The organism is Streptomyces sp. NPDC107521, assembly GCF_055598485.1.
This window is the reverse complement of record NZ_JBVKAT010000010.1, coordinates 117,251-136,609: the sequence shown is the minus strand read 5'-3', so window position 1 is coordinate 136,609 and position 19,359 is coordinate 117,251. Positions and strand designations below refer to the sequence as shown.

The 19,359-nt window shown below is 73.3% G+C and carries 18 protein-coding genes; 16 read left to right on the top strand and 2 right to left on the bottom strand.

What is annotated here, in order from left to right; genetic code table 11:
* Positions 1-174: 174 nt before the first annotated feature.
* From dop to ACZ7LB_RS17370, 5 genes are all read left to right on the top strand, one after another.
* Positions 175-1,686 carry a depupylase/deamidase Dop gene (dop, locus tag ACZ7LB_RS17390; protein WP_471469036.1) on the top strand — a complete coding sequence of 504 codons (1,512 nt, stop codon included), beginning with the start codon at positions 175-177 and terminating at the stop codon, positions 1,684-1,686.
* A gap of 177 nt (positions 1,687-1,863) precedes the next feature.
* Entirely contained in the window at positions 1,864-2,082 is a 219-nt protein-coding gene (locus ACZ7LB_RS17385) for a ubiquitin-like protein Pup (RefSeq protein WP_161226477.1), read from the top strand.
* 266 nt (positions 2,083-2,348) lie between these two features.
* Positions 2,349-3,194 carry a proteasome subunit beta gene (gene prcB / locus ACZ7LB_RS17380; RefSeq protein WP_471469034.1) on the top strand — a complete coding sequence of 282 codons (846 nt, stop codon included), beginning with the start codon at positions 2,349-2,351 and terminating at the stop codon, positions 3,192-3,194.
* A 71-nt stretch (positions 3,195-3,265) separates the two neighbouring features.
* Entirely contained in the window at positions 3,266-4,030 is a 765-nt protein-coding gene (prcA, locus tag ACZ7LB_RS17375) for a proteasome subunit alpha (protein ID WP_471469033.1), read from the top strand.
* Between the two features lie 428 nt (positions 4,031-4,458).
* Positions 4,459-5,259: a HEAT repeat domain-containing protein gene (locus ACZ7LB_RS17370; protein ID WP_471469031.1), complete on the top strand. Its 801-nt coding sequence runs from the start codon at positions 4,459-4,461 to the stop codon at positions 5,257-5,259.
* Here the strand turns inward: ACZ7LB_RS17370 and ACZ7LB_RS17365 are convergent, their stop codons facing one another.
* The gene (locus ACZ7LB_RS17365; RefSeq protein WP_471469030.1) at positions 5,260-6,297 is read right to left on the bottom strand and encodes a LacI family DNA-binding transcriptional regulator; all 1,038 of its coding nucleotides are present in this window, start codon (positions 6,295-6,297) and stop codon (positions 5,260-5,262) included.
* Positions 6,298-6,402: 105 nt separating this feature from the next.
* Between ACZ7LB_RS17365 and ACZ7LB_RS17360 the strand changes: the two genes are divergently transcribed.
* The 11 genes from ACZ7LB_RS17360 (at position 6,403) to ACZ7LB_RS17310 (ending at position 18,023) form a co-directional block, all read left to right on the top strand.
* Positions 6,403-7,662, top strand: coding sequence for an MFS transporter (locus ACZ7LB_RS17360; protein ID WP_471469028.1), 1,260 nt, complete (start codon positions 6,403-6,405; stop codon positions 7,660-7,662).
* A 9-nt stretch (positions 7,663-7,671) separates the two neighbouring features.
* Positions 7,672-9,033, top strand: coding sequence for a Pup--protein ligase (pafA, locus tag ACZ7LB_RS17355; RefSeq protein WP_471469026.1), 1,362 nt, complete (start codon positions 7,672-7,674; stop codon positions 9,031-9,033).
* A 143-nt stretch (positions 9,034-9,176) separates the two neighbouring features.
* Positions 9,177-10,187, top strand: coding sequence for an FKBP-type peptidyl-prolyl cis-trans isomerase (locus ACZ7LB_RS17350; RefSeq protein ID WP_471469024.1), 1,011 nt, complete (start codon positions 9,177-9,179; stop codon positions 10,185-10,187).
* A gap of 59 nt (positions 10,188-10,246) precedes the next feature.
* Entirely contained in the window at positions 10,247-10,618 is a 372-nt protein-coding gene (locus ACZ7LB_RS17345) for an FKBP-type peptidyl-prolyl cis-trans isomerase (protein WP_161226484.1), read from the top strand.
* A gap of 124 nt (positions 10,619-10,742) precedes the next feature.
* On the top strand, positions 10,743-11,696 hold the full coding sequence (locus ACZ7LB_RS17340) for a helix-turn-helix transcriptional regulator (protein WP_471469023.1): 954 nt from the start codon (positions 10,743-10,745) through the stop codon (positions 11,694-11,696).
* An 18-nt stretch (positions 11,697-11,714) separates the two neighbouring features.
* Positions 11,715-12,857 carry a helix-turn-helix transcriptional regulator gene (locus ACZ7LB_RS17335; protein ID WP_471469022.1) on the top strand — a complete coding sequence of 381 codons (1,143 nt, stop codon included), beginning with the start codon at positions 11,715-11,717 and terminating at the stop codon, positions 12,855-12,857.
* 56 nt (positions 12,858-12,913) lie between these two features.
* Positions 12,914-13,147 (top strand): hypothetical protein, encoded by a 234-nt coding sequence (locus tag ACZ7LB_RS17330; RefSeq protein ID WP_161226532.1) that lies wholly within the window; start codon positions 12,914-12,916, stop codon positions 13,145-13,147.
* 174 nt (positions 13,148-13,321) lie between these two features.
* Positions 13,322-13,516, top strand: coding sequence for a hypothetical protein (locus tag ACZ7LB_RS17325; protein WP_471469020.1), 195 nt, complete (start codon positions 13,322-13,324; stop codon positions 13,514-13,516).
* 318 nt (positions 13,517-13,834) lie between these two features.
* Complete coding sequence (tatA, locus tag ACZ7LB_RS17320; RefSeq protein ID WP_471469019.1) at positions 13,835-14,116, top strand: Sec-independent protein translocase subunit TatA; 282 nt, start codon at positions 13,835-13,837, stop codon at positions 14,114-14,116.
* A 48-nt stretch (positions 14,117-14,164) separates the two neighbouring features.
* Positions 14,165-15,112, top strand: a complete 948-nt coding sequence (gene tatC, locus ACZ7LB_RS17315) for a twin-arginine translocase subunit TatC (RefSeq protein ID WP_471469017.1) — start codon at positions 14,165-14,167, stop codon at positions 15,110-15,112.
* 58 nt (positions 15,113-15,170) lie between these two features.
* Positions 15,171-18,023: a DEAD/DEAH box helicase gene (locus tag ACZ7LB_RS17310; protein WP_471469015.1), complete on the top strand. Its 2,853-nt coding sequence runs from the start codon at positions 15,171-15,173 to the stop codon at positions 18,021-18,023.
* Positions 18,024-18,233: 210 nt separating this feature from the next.
* Here the strand turns inward: ACZ7LB_RS17310 and ACZ7LB_RS17305 are convergent, their stop codons facing one another.
* Positions 18,234-19,202, bottom strand: a complete 969-nt coding sequence (locus ACZ7LB_RS17305; RefSeq protein ID WP_471469014.1) for a pseudouridine synthase — start codon at positions 19,200-19,202, stop codon at positions 18,234-18,236.
* Between the last annotated feature and the right edge of the window lie 157 nt (positions 19,203-19,359).

Genomic DNA, 19,359 nt, shown 5'->3' with positions numbered 1-19,359 from the left:
GGGGGTCCACGGCTGGAGCAGGGCAATGACGCAAATGATCTCCCCGCCGGCGCAGAGGCGTTCTAGGCTCGTGCGTACCGCCGGTTCGCGCGGTGCGGGGACGGGCACCGCACACGCACCGGAGCGCCACGTGAGCGACGCCCCCGACCGAGGGCGCCGGGCAAGGAGGGCCGCATGACCGTACGGCGAGTAATGGGCATCGAAACGGAGTACGGCATCTCCGTCCCCGGCCACCCCAATGCCAATGCCATGCTCACCTCGTCCCAGATCGTCAACGCCTACGCCGCGGCGATGCACCGGGCCCGCCGCGCCCGGTGGGACTTCGAGGAGGAGAACCCGCTGCGGGACGCGCGGGGCTTCGACCTCGCCCGGGAGGCCGCCGACTCCAGCCAGCTCACCGACGAGGACATCGGCCTGGCCAACGTGATCCTCACCAACGGCGCCCGGCTCTACGTCGACCACGCCCACCCCGAGTACAGCGCCCCCGAGGTCACCAACCCGCGCGACGCCGTGCTGTGGGACAAGGCGGGCGAGCGGATCATGGCCGAGGCGGCCGAGCGGGCGGCCCAGCTCCCCGGCGCCCAGCCGATCCACCTCTACAAGAACAACACCGACAACAAGGGCGCCTCCTACGGCACCCACGAGAACTACCTGATGAAGCGGGAGACCGCCTTCTCGGACATCGTGCGGCACCTGACCCCGTTCTTCGTCTCCCGCCAGGTCGTCACCGGCGCCGGACGCGTCGGCATCGGCCAGGACGGGCACGAGCACGGCTTCCAGATCAGCCAGCGCGCGGACTACTTCGAGGTCGAGGTCGGGCTGGAGACGACCCTCAAGCGGCCCATCATCAACACCCGCGACGAACCGCACGCGGACGCCGAGAAGTACCGCCGGCTGCACGTGATCATCGGTGACGCGAACCTGTCGGAGATCTCCACCTACCTCAAGCTGGGCACCACGGCGCTGGTGCTCTCCATGATCGAGGACGGGTTCATCGCCGTCGACCTCGCCGTCGACCAGCCCGTCCGCACCCTGCACCAGGTCTCCCACGACCCCTCGCTGCGCCAGTTGGTCACGCTGCGCAGCGGCCGGACGCTCACCGCCGTCCAGCTCCAGATGGAGTACTACGAGCTGGCCCGCAAGTACGTCGAGGAGCGGTACGGGGCGGACGCCGACGACCAGACCAAGGACGTCCTGGGCCGCTGGGAGGACACCCTCAACCGGCTGGAGAACGATCCGATGAGCCTGGCCGGCGAGCTGGACTGGGTGGCCAAGCTGGAGCTGATGCAGGGCTACCGGCGCCGCGACGGCCTGGACTGGGACGCCGCCCGCCTGCACCTGGTCGACCTCCAGTACGCGGACGTACGGGCGGAGAAGGGCCTCTACAACCGTCTGGCCGAGCGCGGACGGGTCAAACGGCTGCTGGACGAGTCCGAGGTCGAGCGGGCGCGGACGAAGCCGCCGGAGGACACCCGGGCGTACTTCCGCGGGCGCTGCCTGGAGCAGTACGCCGACGACGTGGCGGCGGCCTCCTGGGACTCGGTGATCTTCGACCTGCCGGGGCGGGACTCGCTCCAGCGGGTCCCCACCATGGAGCCGCTGCGCGGGACGCGCAACCACGTCAAGGCGCTGCTGGACCGCTGCCGCACCGCGGAGGACCTGGTCAGGGTCCTGTCCGGCGAGTGAGAGGACCGGGTGGGTACCCGGGGAAAGTCGGCCGGACAGGGTGGAAACCACCGGGTCCGGGAACCATTGAGGTGGCCCCCGCGCGTTGGAGGGACGCGGGGGCGATGTCGGACCCGGCTAGTAGGGTCTGATCTTGACCGAGCAACTGTGTCGGGCGAACCGAGCGGGGTGAGGGTGATGGCGACCAAGGACACCGGCGGCGGGCAGCAGAAGGCCACGCGTTCCACCGAGGAGGCCGAGGAGCAGGCGCAGGACGCGCAGGTATCCGAGGACCTCAAGGAGCGCCAGGAGAAGCTCAGCGACGACGTGGACTCCGTCCTGGACGAGATCGACGACGTCCTGGAGGAGAACGCGGAGGACTTCGTGCGGTCCTTCGTGCAGAAGGGCGGCCAGTAGGCCGATCCCTCCGCCCCGCGCGCCCGGCGGCGCCCGGGGCGGGGCGAGGGGTCCGACCGGGGCGCGCGGTGCGGTGGGAACCGCGCCGCGCGCCGTCGTCGACGGGGGCCGGGGGGTTCGTTCCGCGGTTTCCGCCGAGTGTGTGGATCACCGCCGCCAGGCGGGTAGGGTCCGTGGCACGGCCCACTTGGGGGCACCGGCCGGCGGCCGGTGGCGGACAAGGGGCACGGCTGACCAGCAGACGCAGAGTACGTGGAAGGAAACGCGTGGAAGCCAACACTCGTAGCACCGGGCGTCTACCGGCCGCCTTCCTGACGCCCGGGTCCTCCTCCTTCATGGACTTCCTCGGGGAGCACCAGCCGGAGCTGCTGCCGGGCAACCGGCAGCTCCCGCCGGTGCAGGGCGTGGTCGAGGCGCCGCACGGCACGACGATCGTGGCCGTCACCTTCCCCGGCGGCGTCGTGCTCGCCGGTGACCGGCGGGCCACCATGGGCAACGTCATCGCCCAGCGGGACATCGAGAAGGTCTTCCCGGCCGACGAGCACTCCGCGGTGGGCATCGCCGGCACGGCCGGCCTGGCCGTGGAGATGGTCAAGCTCTTCCAGCTCGAGCTGGAGCACTTCGAGAAGGTCGAGGGCGCCCAGCTCTCCCTGGAGGGCAAGGCCAACCGGCTGTCCACGATGATCCGGTCCAACCTCGGCATGGCGATGCAGGGCCTCGCCGTGGTGCCGCTGTTCGCCGGGTACGACGTGGACCGGGGCCGCGGCCGCATCTTCTCCTACGACGTGACCGGCGGGCGCTCCGAGGAGCACCACTTCGCGGCCACCGGGTCGGGCTCGGTCTTCGCCCGCGGGGCGATGAAGAAGCTGTTCCGCGGCGACCTGACCGAGGAGCAGGCCACCACGCTGGTGGTCCAGGCGCTCTACGACGCGGCGGACGACGACTCGGCGACCGGCGGTCCCGATGTCGCGCGCCGGATCTATCCGATCATCACCGTGATCACCGGGGACGGCTTCCGCCGGCTCACCGAGGACGAGTCCTCCCAGCTCTCCCGCTCGGTCCTGGAACGCCGCCTGGAGCAGCCGGACGGGCCGAGGGCCGCGCTGCTGTGACGGCGGCCGGGTCCTCCGGCGTGTGCAGGACAGGTGGTCCAGTGACTTCGACAGAAAGGGACGGATAACCGGTGTCGACTCCGTTCTACGTCTCACCCCAGCAGGCGATGGCCGACCGGGCCGAGTACGCCCGCAAGGGCATCGCCCGAGGCCGCAGCCTGGTCGTGCTGCAGTACACCGACGGCATCGTCTTCGTCGGCGAGAACCCGTCCCGCGCGCTGCACAAGTTCAGCGAGATCTACGACCGGATCGGCTTCGCGGCCGCCGGCAAGTACAACGAGTACGAGAACCTGCGGATCGGCGGCGTCCGCTACGCCGACCTGCGCGGCTACACGTACGACCGGGACGACGTGACCGCCCGGGGACTGGCGAACGTGTACGCCCAGACGCTCGGCACGATCTTCTCCAGCGCGGGGGAGAAGCCGTACGAGGTGGAACTGGTGGTCGCCGAGGTCGGCGAGACGCCCGAGGGCGACCAGATCTACCGGCTGCCGCACGACGGCTCCATCGTCGACGAGCACGGCTCGGTCGCGGTCGGCGGCAACGCGGAGCAGATCAGCGGATACCTGGACCAGCGGCACCGGGACGGGATGACGCTGGCCGAGGCCCTGAAGCTGGCCGTCCAGGCGCTCTCCCGCGACACCAACGGCAGCGAGCGGGAGATCCCGGCGGAGCGGCTGGAGGTCGCGGTGCTGGACCGGACGCGGCCGCAGAAGCGCAAGTTCAAGCGGATCGTCGGCGAGCGGCTCTCGCGGCTGCTGGCCGAGGCGACCGGGGCGGCCCCGGAGCCGTCCGACGCGGAGTCCTCGGCCGGGGGCGACGACGAGGACGCGTGACGCCGGGCCCGCCGAGGGCGGGCCCGCCCCCCGCCGCTGACCGGGGCCTCCAACGCGAGTCCGGTGGTTCCGCCGCGGTGCCGGGGCCGCGCCAGGACCGGGGTCGAGCCGTCGGCCCCGGGCCCGCCCCGGAGGCTCCACCACCGCCCCGTGGGTTCACCACGGCTCGGGGGCTGCGGGGCCGGTCTCCGGCCCTCCCGTCAGCCCGAGGGCTCCATTAGCTCCAGGGGCTCCGCCCCCGTCCGGCGGGTGCCCGTCCCGCCGATGCGGTGCGCGCCCTGCGCCCCACCCGTCCGGCGCCGGATCCGCCAGGCCCGCCGCCCCCGCCGGGTGTCCCTCCGCGGAGCGGGGCCGGGGCGCGCGTCCGCGCCCGTTCCGGCCGGGGGTGTCACCGGGGCCGTCCGCGCGGGCCCGTAGCATGCGCCGACATGGCGATGTTCGTGCACCTCACGTCCGCCGCCCACGCGCAGCGCATCCGGCGCGGCGGGCTCCGGGCCGGCCGCGGACCCGACGGCGCGCGGGGGGTGTACTGCTTCCCCGTGCTCCGCTCCCACACCCTCACCCACCAGTGGCTGCGTGAGCTGGCCCGGTTCGGCGGCCGGGGCGGGCTGGTCGCCGTCCATCTGCGGCTCGACGACGAGCAGCCGGTCCTCGCCGGGAGGTACGGGGACCGCGCGCGCCACCCCCGCTCCACCGTCCCCGCGGCCGAGGCGGTGCGCCGGATCGCCGCGCTGGACGATCCGCGCGGGTGGGAGGTGTTCGTGCCCCGGGCCGTCCGGCCGCGCGAGATCCACCGGATACGCCCCGCCCCGCAGGTCGCCGGCTGGCGGTACCGGCCCGACGCGCACGGGACGCGCCCCTGCACCTGCCAGGGCTGCCGGGTGCGGGGCGAGTACGGCTCGCGGCGGCTGCGCGAGCGGCTGCCGCACCCCCTGGACGGGCCGCCGCCCCCGGCCGGGGCGCTCCTCGCCAGGATCGAGGCGGCCGGCGATCCCGGGGACCCGGCCGCCCTGCTGGCCGCCCTGCACGGGTTCGGGATGCGGCGGCGCGGCCCGGTCGCCCGGCTGGCCCGGCTGGCGGCGCACCCCGACCCCGAGGTGCGCCGCGGGCTGGTGTGGGCGGTCGCCGGGTGGTCCACCCCCGGGGTCGGCGGGCTGCTGGACACCCTCGCGGACGATCCGGACCCCGGTGTGCGGGACGCGGTGGAGTCCGTCCGCGGGAACGCCTGATCAGCCCGGTACGGGGGCGGGGCCGTCGGCGGGCGGCGGGGCCGTGGAGCAGCGGGTGACCAGGGCGACCGGGATGTCGCCCGCCTCCGGGGTGCCGCCCTGGAGGACCGCCAGCAGGGCCCGCATGCCCCGCTCCCCGAACAGCTCCGCGTCCAGCCGCACCGTCGTCAGCTCCGGGTCGATCGCCGTGGCCAGGCCCAGATCGTCGAGGCCGGTGACCGACAGATCGTCCGGGACGCGCAGCCGCGCCCGCCGCGCCGCCTTGTACACCCCGGCCGCCAGCTTGTCGTCGTCGCAGACCACCGCCGTGGGCCGGGGGCCCGGGCGCGCGAGGGCCGCCTCCGCCGCCCCGAGCGCGTCCTCGATCGAGATGGCCGCCCGCGCCGTCGCCAGCGTCGTGCCCGGCACCGCCGACAGCCGCGCCGCCAGCTCCCTCGCCCGCACCTCGAAGGTCCAGGACGGCACGTCCGCCGCGAGGTGCAGGAAGCGCCGGTGGCCGAGGGCCAGCAGGTGCTCCGTGACCTGCCGGATGCCGTCGGCGATGTCCAGGTTGACCGTCGCCGCGCCCAGGCTGCCCTCCGGGTCGCTGTCCAGCATCACCAGCGGCAGCTGGTCGCCCCGGATGGCCGTGAGGGCGTCGGCCGCCATCGAGGAGGCGATGACCCCGTCGAGAGCGGCGGACGCGGAGGCGAAGGGGTCCCGGGCCGGGCCGACGCCCTCCGGCGAGGGGTAGAGCACCACCCCGAAGCCGTGCTCGGCGGCGACCCGCGCGGCCCCCGTGTACACCCCGGCGAAGAACTCCGTGGTCAGCGCGGGCACCACCAGCAGCACCGTGCGGGTGCGGCCCAGCCGGAGGTTGCGGGCCGCGAGGTTGGGCCGGTAGCCCAGGGCGTCGGCGGCCTCCCGGACCCGCCGCGCCGTGGGCTCGGAGACCCGCCCCCGCCACTTGTCGCCCAGGACCAGGGAGACCGCCGCCTGGGAGACTCCGGCGGCGCGGGCGACGTCCCGGCTCGTGGGGCGGGCGCTGCCTCGTGACACCGTTCCCCCTGCGCTTTCGTCTGGACTCGTGAACAGCCGACATGGTACGTATGACGACGGAAGTTATACGTACAACGTCATCGTTCGTGAGACAGGGGACGGCCCGTGGTCGCCGGGTACCTGGAGATTCTGCGGGCACGCCACGCCGCGCGGCTGCTCGTCGGCACGCTCGTGGGGCGGCTGCCCAACGCCACCGCCGCCATCGCGATCGTGCTCTTCGTCCGGGCCGAGGGCGGCTCCTACAGCCTCGCCGGGGCCCTGGCGGCCGTCTACGGCGTCGCCAACGCGGTCGGACAGCCGGTGCTGGGCCGGCTCGTGGACCTGCGCGGCCAGCCGGGGGTGCAGTTGCCCGCCGCCGTCCTGTCGGCCCTGGCCATGGCGGCCTTCGCCCTCCTCGGCACCGGAAACGTCGCGGCGGCGTACGCGGCCGTGGCCGCCGCCGGGCTGCTCACCCCGCCGCTGGAGGGCGGGCTGCGGGCGCTCTGGCCGGGCGTGCTGGGCGGCGAGGGCCGGGTGCACGCGGCGTACGCCATGGACGCCGTCGCCCAGGAGGTCATGTTCACCGTCGGACCGCTGCTCGTGACCCTGTGCGCGTCCCTGTGGTCGGCCCGGGCCGCGCTGCTGGTCCTCAACGTCATCGGCGTGCTCGGCGCCCTCTCCGTGGTGCTGTCGCCCCCCTCGCGCGCCTGGCGTTCGGCGCCGCGCGAGGCGCACTGGCTGGGCGCCCTGCGCTCGGCGGGGCTGCTCGCCCTGCTCGGGGCCTTCCTGTTCGTCGGGACGGCCCTGGGCTCCATCACCGTCGCCTCCGTCTCCTACGCCGACGACCACGGCGGCGACGCCGTCTACGGCTGGCTGATGGCCGCCCTCGGGCTCGGCGCGCTCGCCGGCGGCGCCGTCTACGGCGCCCGGGCGTGGACCGGCGAGCCCGCCCGCCGACTGCGGGCGCTGGTGGCCCTGCTGGCGGTGTGCTACCTGCCGCTGACGCTGCGCCCGGACCCGGTGCCCATGGTGCTGCTGACCGCGCTCGCGGGCGTCTTCCTCGCCCCGGCCGTCGCCTGCGCCTTCGTCCTCGTCGACCGGCACGCGCCCCGGGGCACCGTGACGGAGGCGTTCTCCTGGCTGGTGACCACCTTCACCGTGGGCGCCTCGGTGGGGACCGGCCTCACCGGACCGGTCGTCGAGGCGGGCGGATCGCTCTGGGGGTTCGCGGTGCCCGGGGCCGCCGGGGCCCTGTCGCTGCTGGTCCTGGCCTGCACCGGACGGGTGCTCGCGGACCCCGGCCGGGCGGCGGGAAAAACGGCTTCATCGGAAAATGATCCAAATCGTGCTGCCGAACCCCGTTTCAGCCCGGGCCATAAGGCGTAATGTTCAGTCATGGACCGCCGCATTTTCGGGCTGGAGAACGAGTACGGCGTCACGTGCACGTTCAGGGGACAGCGCCGCCTGTCTCCTGACGAGGTGGCAAGGTACCTTTTCCGCCGTGTCGTGTCATGGGGCCGCAGCAGCAATGTTTTCCTGAGCAACGGGGCCCGTCTCTACCTCGACGTGGGGTCGCACCCGGAATACGCGACCCCCGAGTGTGACAACGTGATCGAACTCGTCACGCACGACAAGGCGGGCGAGCGCATTCTCGAAGGACTGCAGGTCGACGCCGAACGACGCCTGCACGAGGAGGGAATCGCGGGCGACGTCTACCTGTTCAAGAACAACACCGACTCCGCCGGAAACTCCTACGGCTGCCACGAGAATTATCTGGTGGCCCGCCACGGGGAGTTCTCCCGGCTCGCGGACATCCTCATCCCGTTCCTCGTCACCCGGCAGCTCATCTGCGGTGCCGGAAAGGTGCTGCAGACACCGCGCGGCGCCGTCTACTGCGTCAGCCAGCGCGCCGAGCACATCTGGGAGGGCGTCTCCTCCGCGACGACCCGCTCCCGGCCCATCATCAACACCCGCGACGAACCGCACGCCGACGCCGAGCGCTACCGGCGGCTGCACGTCATCGTGGGCGACTCCAACATGTCCGAGACGACCATGCTCCTCAAGGTCGGCGCCACCGACCTCGTGCTGCGCATGATCGAGGCGGGCACCGTCATGCGCGACCTCACCCTGGAGAACCCGATCCGGGCCATCCGCGAGGTCAGCCACGACATCACCGGCCAGCGCAAGGTGCGCCTGGCCAGTGGCCGGGAGGCGTCCGCGCTGGAGGTGCAGCGGGAGTACTACGAGAAGGCCGTGGACTTCTGCGAGCGCCGCGGCATCCGCACCGGCACCGTCGAGCGGGTGCTGGAGCTCTGGGGCCGCACCCTGGACGCCGTCGAGACCGAGGACCTCGACCGGGTCGGCACCGAGATCGACTGGGTCATGAAGTACAAGCTCCTGGAGCGCTACCGGGCCAAGCACAACATGACCATGTCGAACCCGCGGGTCGCGCAGATAGACCTCGCCTACCACGACATCCACCGCCGCCGCGGCCTGTACTACCTGCTGGAGAGGAAGGGGCAAGCCGCCCGGGTCGCCGACGACTTGAAGATCTTCGAGGGCAAGTCCGTCCCGCCGCAGACCACTCGGGCCCGGCTGCGCGGCGACTTCATCCGGCGGGCCCAGGAGCAGCGCCGGGACTTCACCGTCGACTGGGTCCACCTCAAGCTCAACGACCAGGCGCAGCGCACCGTGCTGTGCAAGGACCCGTTCCGCTCCGTGGACGACCGGGTGGAGAAGCTGATCGCCGGAATGTGACCGGGTGACGGGGGGCACGCGCATCCGCACCCAGGGCCGGAACGCCACACGGGCGCCGTACGTTCCACGTACGGCGCCCGACTCACGCCGTAGAGTTTGCGCGCACCCCGACAGGCACACCGACCGATTACGAGGCCCCCACCGTGCGCCGACGCTCACTCCTCATCGCCGTTCCCGCCGGACTGGTCACGCTCGCCGCGTGCGGCGACGACTCGTCCGGATCGACGAGCAGCAGCAGCGCCCCCGCCAGCGCGTCGCCCGATGCCTCGGCCGGCTCGGAACCCCCGGCCCCGAAGATCGTCGACGGTCCGCTGCCGGCGATCACGGCGGGCACCGGGTTCGACGAGAAGCCGACGGTCGCCAAGGGCAGCGGTGACCCCTCCGACCAGCTCGCCGTCAAGACGGTCATCGCCGGAAACGGGACCACGGTCGCGGAGAACGACTTCATCTCGGCCAACTACCTCGGCCAGATCTGGTCCGACGCGAAGGTCTTCGACAACTCGTACGACCGCAAGTCCCCCCTCGTCATCCAGCTCGCCAAGGGCGGCATCATCGACGGCTGGCGCTACGCGCTGACCGGCCGGAAGGCCGGCAGTCGCGTCCTCTTCTCCGTCCCGCCCACCTGGGGGTACGGCGAGGACGGCAACGCGCAGGCGGGCATCAAGGGCACCGACACGCTGGTCTTCGTGGTCGACATCCAGGACACCTACAACGCCCGCAGCTCCGCCAAGGGCAAGGCCGTCCCGCAGGACGACGCCGCGCTGCCCAAGGTCGGCACCAACACCGACGGCAAGGCCCCCTCCATCGAGGTCCCCAAGGGCGACGCGCCGAAGAAGCTCGTCGCCGACTACGTGCTGGAGGGCGACGGCGCCGAGGTCGCCGCCGAGGACAGCGTCCTCGTCCAGTACAAGGGCGTGGTCTGGGACGGCGGCAAGGAGTTCGACTCGACGTACGCGCGCAAGCAGCTCACCTCGTTCTCCCTGCAGCAGGTCGTCAAGGGCTGGTCGCAGGGGCTGACCGGCAAGAAGGTCGGCAGCCGGGTCCTCATCGTCATCCCGCCGGAGCTCGGCTACGGCGACAACCCGCCGCAGGGCAGCGACATCGGCAAGGGCGCCACGCTGGTCTTCTCCGTCGACATCCTCGCGAAGATGTGACCCTCCGGGGATGTAAGACTTGGCCGTCGCCTTTCCGCAGAACAAGCAGGAGCTGATACGTGAGCATCGACAAGCCCGAGATCGACTTCCCGGGCGGCGAGCCCCCGGCGGATCTTGAGATCAAGGACATCTGGGAGGGCGACGGCCCCGTCGCGCAGGCCGGGCAGAACGTGACCGTCCACTACGTGGGCGTGGCCTTCAGCACGGGCGAGGAGTTCGACGCGAGCTGGAACCGCGGCGCGCCGTTCCGCTTCCCGCTCGGCGGCGGCCGGGTCATCGCGGGCTGGGACCGGGGCGTGCAGGGCATGAAGGTCGGCGGACGCCGCCAGCTCACCATCCCGGCCCACCTCGCCTACGGCGACCAGAGCCCCACCCCGGCGATCAAGCCCGGTGAGACCCTGATCTTCGTGGTCGACCTGCTCGGAGTCTGATCACCGGGCGATCAGTACCGGTCATCGGGGGTCCATGCCTGTCCGGGCATGGGCCCTCGGCTTTTGCCCCGCCACCCCGGGACGGTACGGTCACGGGTGAAGCACCACAGGGAGAAGGGCGTCGATGGCCATTGCCAAGGCCGAGCGGCTGATGAATCTGGCTCTGTGCCTGCTCGGGGCGCGACGCCCCCTCAGCAAGCGCGAGCTGCGCGACTCCCTGGAGGCCTATCTGGAGGCCGCCTCCGACGACGCCTTCAACCGCATGTTCGAGCGGGACAAGGAGGACCTGCGGGAGCTGGGCATGGTGATCGAGACGGTCGAGGCCCTGGACGGCGAGACCGGCTACGTCGCCCGCAGCGACAGCAACCGGCTGCCCCCCATCACCCTGGACGCCGAGGAGGCCGCCGCCCTCGGCCTCGCCGCCAAGGTCTGGCAGCAGGCCCGGCTCGCCGGTGCCGCCAGCGGCGCCCTGCAGAAGCTCCGCGCCGCCGGACTCCCGGAGGACGTCGACCCGTACGGGGCGCACGGCGCGCTGGAGCCCCGCATCCCCGTGCACGAGGCCGCCTTCGAGCCGCTGATGCTGGCCTGCCGCGACCGCCGCCCCGTCGTCTTCGACTACCGCAAGGCCAACGCCGCCCAGCCCGGCACCCGCACCGTCGAGCCCTGGGCCCTGGAGTGCTGGCGCGGCCACTGGTACCTGGCCGGATACGACCGCGACCGGGGCGCCGAGCGGGTCTTCCGGCTGTCCCGGATCACCGGCAGGGTCCGCTCGCGCGGCGGCCGGTTCACCGCCCCGGTGCCCGACGCCGTCACCGTCCGGGAGACCGTCGCGAGCTGGGCGGGGGAGACCGCCGACCGCTCCGCGCGGATCCGGCTGCGCGCCGACGCCGGGTACCCGCTGCGGTCCCGGGCCACCGCCGTCCGGGAACTCGGGAACGGCTGGGACGAGTTGGAGATTCCGTACGGGCACGGACTGGACGCCTGGCTGGTCGAGTTCGGGCCGGACGTGGTGGTGCTGGAGCCCGCGGAGCTGCGCGCGGACGTGGTGGACCGGCTGCGCGCCGTCGCCAAGGGCTGAGGGGAAGCGGACAACACAGTGGCAGGCAAACCGGTCAGGCCCGCGAGCGCCATCGACCAGACCCGGCGGATGCTCTCCCTGGTGACGTATCTGCGCGAGCGCCCCGGCGCCCGGATCGAGGACGTGGCCCGCGCCTTCGGCATCACCGAGGACGAACTCGTCTCCGACCTGGACGTGCTGCCGATGTGCGGCACCAGCTTCCGCGGCGGCGACCTGCTCGACATCGACACCGACGGTGAGCGCATCTGGTGGCACAACCCGGCCGCCCTGGGCGCGGACGCCGCCGAGCCCCTGCGGCTCGCCGCCGACGAGGCCACCGCGCTGCTGGTCGCCGCCCGCGCCGTGGCGACGCTGCCCGGGCTGCGCGAGGGCGACCGCCAGGCGCTGCTGCGGGCCACCGCCAAGGTGGAGACGGCGGCGGGCGAGGCGGCCGGAGCCAGCTCCCGGCTGTCGGTGACCTTCGAGTCCGAGGGCGGTGTCTTCGCCGACGTCGACCGCGCCATCTCGGAGCGCCGCCGCCTCTGGATCCGCTACTACTCCCCGGCCCGCGACGAGCTGACCGAGCGTGAGATCGACCCCATCCGGCTGGTGAGCGTCGGCCACACCTATGTCGAGGCGTGGTGCCGCCGCTCCGAGGCGCGGCGCACCTTCCGGCTGGACCGGGTCGCGGAGATCCGGATCCTGGACGAGCCCGCCGCGCCGCCCGAGGTGGAGCTGCGGGACCTGTCGGAGGGACTGGTCCAGCCCGCCGCCGAGGACCCCGAGGTCGTCGTCGAGGTCGGCGCGGGCGGACGCTGGGTCGCCGAGTACTACCCGCACGACAGCGCGGAGGAGCTGCCCGGCGGCGGGCTGCGGATCACCCTGCGGACTCCCGACCCGGCCTCGCTGCGGCGGCTCGCGCTGCGGCTCGGCCGCGACGGCCGGATCGTCTCGCCGCCCGAACTGGCCGCGAGCGCGGGCCGGGCCGCCCGCGAGGCGCTCGCCGGGTACGACGCCGAGGACCTCGCGACGGGCGGGCCGGACGGCGTGAACGGGACGCCCGGCACGGCGGGTTCCGCCGCCGCGGTCCGCCCGGACGGCACGGACACCACGGCCCCCGCGGCCGAACCGGCGGCGCCCGGCGGCCGGGACGACAGCGACAGTCAGGAGCGAGGGCGTTGAACGAGTCGGTCGGGCCGACGGTCCAGGGCGTGACGGCGGCGTCCGCCTTCGCCGGCATGAGAGCCGTCGCCCCCGTCGTCTTCAAGGCGGGCTGCCCCGACTGCCGGGGCCGCTTCGAACTGGCGGCGGGCGCCCTCATGCTGGCCATCGGCGCCACCAGCCGCACCACCTTCTACTCCTTCACCTGCCCCGACTGCGGGGCCGCCGTCCGCAAGCCGGCCGGTGAGCGGATCGTGGAGCTGCTCACCGGCGGCGGGGTCCGGACCCTGCGGCTGCACTCCACCGTCTAGACCCCGCCGTCGTGTCCGCGCCACCGTCCGGAGGGCGGGCGCCGGGTGCGGGCAGCGTGCTGCGGGCGGACGAAGCGGGCGACGGCGGCCCCCGGACCCCGGCCGGACGGCGCGGACCGGGCGCGGTCGCCCCGGCGGGCGGACCCCGGCCGCCGAGGCACTAGGCTCGGGCCCATGTTCTGGCCGATGTTCGCGGTTGCCGTGGCTTTCCTGGGTCTCGCCGTGCTCGCGGTCTTCGCGGCGAAGGTGTTTGTGGAGACCCGGCGGCTCGGGGCGCAGGTGGCGGATTCCGCCCATCGGATCGGCCGCGCCGCCGAGGAGCTGGAGCGCACGGCACGGCACGCCGCCCGCTCCGCCGACGCCCTGTGACCTCCGTCTCCGACCGGTGAGCGGGCGCGCCGCTCCGGTCAGCGGACACCGGACCCGGCCCCGGGACGTGACGCGGCCGACGTCCCCGCGCCGCGGAACGGTCCGCTTCGCCCTGTCGTCCGGCGGGTCCCGGCAGGTACGCTGCTGGTCGCGGCACGGAAAACGAGGCCCGGCCGCGGACGGGAGTACGATCCCGGGGCATTGCCTGACGTTTACCCCGGAGCGCTACGATCGCTGCACAGCACAATGGGTCGGACACCTGTCCGATCCGTTCGGCAGCACCCCCACCCCAGCCGCCTCGGTGAGAAGGTAAAGATTATGTTCGGAAGGCTCGGCGCCCCCGAGATCATTCTCATCCTCGTCGTCATCGTCCTGCTGTTCGGCGCGAAGAAGCTTCCCGACATGGCACGGTCGCTCGGCAAGTCGGCGCGCATCCTCAAGAGCGAGGCCAAGGCCATGAAGGACGAGAGCAAGTCCGAGGCCCCCGCCGACCCGCCGAACCCCGAGCAGTCCTCGTCGCAGCGCACCATCCAGGCCGCCCCCGGTGACGTGAGCAGCTCCCGCCCGGTCACCGAGCCGACGGACACCACCAAGCGCTGACGCAGGGCCGGGTGATCACCGGTCCACCGCACGAGATGAGGACGTGGGTTGCTCAAGTCCGCCCGCTCAAGGGAGAAGGACCCCGAGGGGCGCATGCCCCTCATCGACCACCTTCGTGAGCTCCGGAACCGGCTCGCGAAGGCGCTGCTGGCCATCGTCGTCGTCACGATCGTCGCCGCCTTCTTCTACAACGAGATCATCAACTTCTTCACCGACCCGGTCCTCGAATCGGTCGGCTGCAAGGAGTCCTTCGCCGAACTCGCGAAGGACCCCGAGCACCAGCGCTGTGCGCAGATCACGATCAACGGTCTGCTCGGCCCCTTCACCCTGGCCCTCAAGGTCTCCCTGATGGCCGGCATCGTCCTCGCCTCGCCGGTCTGGCTGTACCAGCTCTGGGGATTCGTCGCGCCGGGCCTGCACGGGAACGAGAAGAAGTACGCCTACGCCTTCGTGGCCACCGGCGCCCCCCTCTTCTTCGCGGGCGCGTACTTCGCCTACGTGGTGCTGCCCACCACGGCCAAGGTGCTCATCGAGTTCACCCCGTTCGGCGTCAACAACCTTCTCCCGCTGGACGATCTGCTCAACCTCGTCACCCGCATGGTGGTCGTCTTCGGCCTCTCCTTCGAGCTGCCGCTGCTCCTGGTCATGCTCAACTTCGGCGGCGTGCTCACCGGCCGGCGGATGCTCGGCTGGTGGCGCGGCATGATCCTCGGCATCACGCTGTTCGCGGCCATCGCCACGCCGAGCACCGACCCGCTGACCATGATGTCGCTGGCGGCACCGATCTGGATCCTCTACTTCGCCGCCGTGCTGGTCTCGATGCTCAACGACCGCAGGCGCCGCCGCCGCGACGACCAGGGGCCCTCCGACGACGAGGCCTCCGAGCTGGACCTCACGCCCGAGCCCCTGGACGACACCGACGCCGTCCGGCCGCCCCGCGCCCTGCCCGAGCAGCCGACCGCGGAGCGGGTCAACGGGTACGACGACGTGACCTGAGCCCCGCCGGGGCGGTGACGCGCGCCCGTCACCGCCCCCGCCGGAGCCGATCCCGATATTGATCGTCACGTTGTCGGTGCGGCCCGGTACGCTCGAAAGCACGATGACAGAGGATCTCTCACCGGCCGAGCGGTACGCGGCGGCCCGCCTGCGGACCGCCGAGCAGGCCACGGCGCTCGCCTCCTTCCGCGAGATGTACGACTTCGCCCTCGACCCGTTCCAGATGGAGGCCTGCCGGGCCCTGGAGGCGGGCAAGGGCGTCCTGGTGGCCGCGCCCACCGGCTCCGGCAAGACGATCGTCGGCGAGTTCGCCGTCCACCTGGCTCTCCAACAGGGCCGGAAGTGCTTCTACACGACGCCCATCAAGGCGCTGTCGAACCAGAAGTACTCCGACCTCTGCCGCCGCTACGGCGCGGAGCGGGTGGGCCTGCTCACCGGCGACAACAGCGTCAACTCGGACGCCCCCGTGGTCGTGATGACCACCGAGGTGCTGCGGAACATGCTGTACGCGGGCTCCCGGACCCTCCTCGGCCTCGGCCACGTGGTCATGGACGAGGTGCACTACCTCTCCGACCGCTTCCGGGGCGCCGTCTGGGAGGAAGTGATCATCCACCTCCCCGAGTCCGTCACCCTGGTGTCGCTCTCCGCGACCGTGTCCAACGCCGAGGAGTTCGGCGACTGGCTCGACACCGTGCGCGGCGACACCGAGGTCATCGTCTCCGAGCACCGGCCGGTGCCGCTGTTCCAGCACGTCCTGGCCGGACGGCGGATGTACGACCTGTTCGAGGAGGGCGAGGGCCACAAGAAGGCCGTCAACCCCGACCTCACCCGCATGGCCCGGATGGAGGCCAGCCGCCCCTCCTACCAGGACCGCCGGCGCGGCCGGCACATGCGCGAGGCCGACCGCGAGCGCGAGCGCCGGCAGCGCTCCCGGATCTGGACGCCCAGCCGCCCCGAGGTCATCGAGCGGCTCGACGCCGAGGGCCTGCTGCCCGCGATCACCTTCATCTTCAGCCGGGCCGGCTGCGAGGCCGCCGTCCAGCAGTGCCTCCACGCCGGGCTGCGGCTCAACGACGAGCCCGCCCGGGAGCGGGTGCGCGCCCTCGTCGAGGAGCGCACGGCCAGTATCCCGCCCGAGGACCTGCACGTCCTCGGCTACTACGAGTGGCTGGAGGGCCTGGAGCGCGGCATCGCCGCCCACCACGCGGGCATGCTCCCGACCTTCAAGGAGGTCGTGGAGGAGCTCTTCGTCCGCGGACTGGTCAAGGCCGTCTTCGCCACCGAGACCCTCGCCCTCGGCATCAACATGCCGGCCCGCTCGGTCGTGCTGGAGAAGCTCGTCAAGTGGAACGGCGAGCAGCACGCCGACATCACCCCCGGCGAGTACACCCAGCTCACCGGCCGGGCGGGACGGCGCGGCATCGACGTCGAGGGCCACGCCGTCGTCCTCTGGCAGCGGGGGACGAGCCCCGAGCACCTGGCCGGACTGGCCGGCACCCGCACCTATCCGCTGCGCTCCAGCTTCAAGCCGTCGTACAACATGGCGGTCAACCTCGTCGAGCAGTTCGGCCGGCACCGCTCCCGGGAGCTGCTGGAGACCTCGTTCGCCCAGTTCCAGGCGGACAAGTCGGTCGTCGGCATCTCCCGCCAGGTGCAGCGCAACGAGGAGGGGCTGGAGGGCTACCGGGCCTCCATGACCTGCCACCTCGGGGACTTCGAGGAGTACGCCCGGCTGCGCCGCGAGCTGAAGGACCGCGAGACGGAGCTGGCCCGGGAGGGCGTGCAGCAGCGCCGTGCCGAGGCCGCCGTCGCGCTGGAGCGGCTCAAGCCCGGCGACGTCATCCACGTCCCCACCGGCAAGTACGCGGGGCTCGCCCTGGTGCTGGACCCCGGCCTGCCCGCCGGGCGCTCCAACGGGCACCGCGGCTTCGACCACCACGACGGGCCGCGCCCGCTGGTGCTGACCGCCGAGCGGCAGGTGAAGCGGCTGGCGTCGATGGACTTCCCGGTGCCGGTCGAGCCGCTGGAGCGGATGCGCATCCCGAAGTCCTTCAATCCGCGCTCCCCGCAGTCCCGCCGCGACCTCGCCTCCGCCCTGCGCACCAAGGCCGGGCACATCACCGCCGAGCGCCACCGCAAGAAGCGCTCCCCGGCCGCCGACGACCGCGAGATCGACCGGCTGCGCAAGGCCCTGCGCGCCCATCCGTGCCACGGCTGCGACGACCGCGAGGACCATGCCCGCTGGGCCGAGCGCTACCACCGGCTGCTGCGCGACACCACGCAGCTCGAGCGGCGCATCGAGGGCCGGACGAACACCATCGCCCGCACCTTCGACCGGATCGTCGCGCTGCTGACCGAGCTGGACTACCTGCGCGGTGACGAGGTCACCGAGCACGGCAAGCGGCTGGCCCGCCTCTACGGCGAGCTGGACCTGCTGGCCAGCGAGTGCCTGCGCGAGGGCGTCTGGGAGGGGCTGGCCCCGGCGGAGCTGGCCGCCTGCGTCTCGGCCCTGGTCTACGAGTCCCGGATGGCCGACGACGCGATGGCGCCGAAGCTGCCCTCGGGCCGGGCCAGGGCCGCGCTCGGGGAGACGGTGCGGATCTGGGGGCGGCTGGACGCCCTGGAGGAGGAGTTCCGCATCCGGCAGACCGAGGGCGTGGGCCAGCGCGAGCCCGACCTCGGCTTCGCCTGGGCCGCCTACATGTGGGCGTCCGGCAAGGGCCTGGACGAGGTGCTGCGTGAGGCGGAGATGCCGGCCGGGGACTTCGTGCGCTGGTGCAAGCAGGTCATCGACGTGCTCGGGCAGATCTCGGCCGCCGCGCCGGGCGAGGGCTCGACGGTGCCGAAGAACGCCCGCAAGGCCGTCGACGGGCTGCTGCGCGGGGTCGTGGCGTACTCGTCGGTGGGCTAGCGGCAGTGGCCGGCGGCCCGGGGCCCCGGGCCGGGGTCCGGGGCCGGTCCGGGGGTCGCTCGCCGGGGCCGGCGGCGGGGTCCGCCGCGGGTCCGGGTCGGCCGCGGGCCGTGCCGCATGACGGGACTCCCGTCGAGGGGGCAGCGAGGGACCGGCGGTCGCCGGGTCGCCGCCCGGCCCGTCGGTGCGGTCCGGCGTGCCCGGCGCTGTCTACCTGTCGTCCGCCCAGTCGGTGTACGACTCCCAGGCCGCGAGGGTCCGCCCGCTGCGGAAGCGGTGCTCCCGTCCGGTCACCGGGTCGGTGAACTCCAGCCCGCGCGCCAGGAGCTGGAGCGGGCGCCGGAAGTCACCGGGCGCCACCGGGTCCGTCACCTCGGGATACAGCGGGTCGCCGAGGATCGGCACGCCGAGCGCGGTCAGGTGCACCCGGAGCTGATGGGTCTGCCCGGTGGCGGGCACCAGCCGGTAGCGCCCGAGCCCCGGGCCGCCGCCCGGTCGCGGGCGGTGTCCGGCCGCCTCGACGCGGGTGACCGCGTTCGGCTCGCCCGCGGTCTCCCGGGCCGCCAGGACGCCGCGCTCCTTCACGATGCGGCTGCGCACCGTGCGCGGGAGGACGAGCGCGGGGTCGTGGGCGGCGACGGCCTCGTACTCCTTGCGCACCAGCCGGTCGCGGAACAGGCCCTGGTAGGCGCCGCGCTCCTCGGGCCGCACGGTGAACAGCACCAGCCCGGCGGTGAGCCGGTCCAGCCGGTGCGCGGCCCCCAGCGCGGGCAGCTCCAGTCCGGTGCGCAGCCTGGCCAGCGCGGTCTGCGTGACATGGCCGCCGCGCGGGGTGGTGGCCAGGAAGTGCGGCTTGTCGGCGACGACGATGTGCTCGTCCCGGTACACGACCTCCACGGGGAACGGCACCGGCACCTCGGGCGGCGGTTCCCGGTGGAACCACACGTACAGGCCGGGCCGGTAGGGCGCGTCCGGGGCCACGGGGCGGCCGTCCGCCGTGACGACCCCGCCCGCGTCGAGCATCGCCCCGACCGCGCCGGGGGCGGCGCCGGACAGCCGCTCCACCAGGTGCTCGCGCACCGTGGCCCACGGACCGTCGGCGGGCAGCCGCAGCCGCACCGGGTCCACCCCGTCGCGCTGCGGCAGGGGCGGGGGAGGGGGAGGGGTGCGGCGTCTCATCGGGGCCAGGGTACGAGGCGGGGCGGGCCGGTGCGCGGGGTGCCCGCCAGCGGACGGGGCGCGGACCGGTCCCGGCGGGGGCGCGGGCCCCTCGCCGGGCGGCCGGGCCGTCCCGGGGCGGGGAAAACCGGTGGGCTCCGGGCGGGCCGTTCGGCAG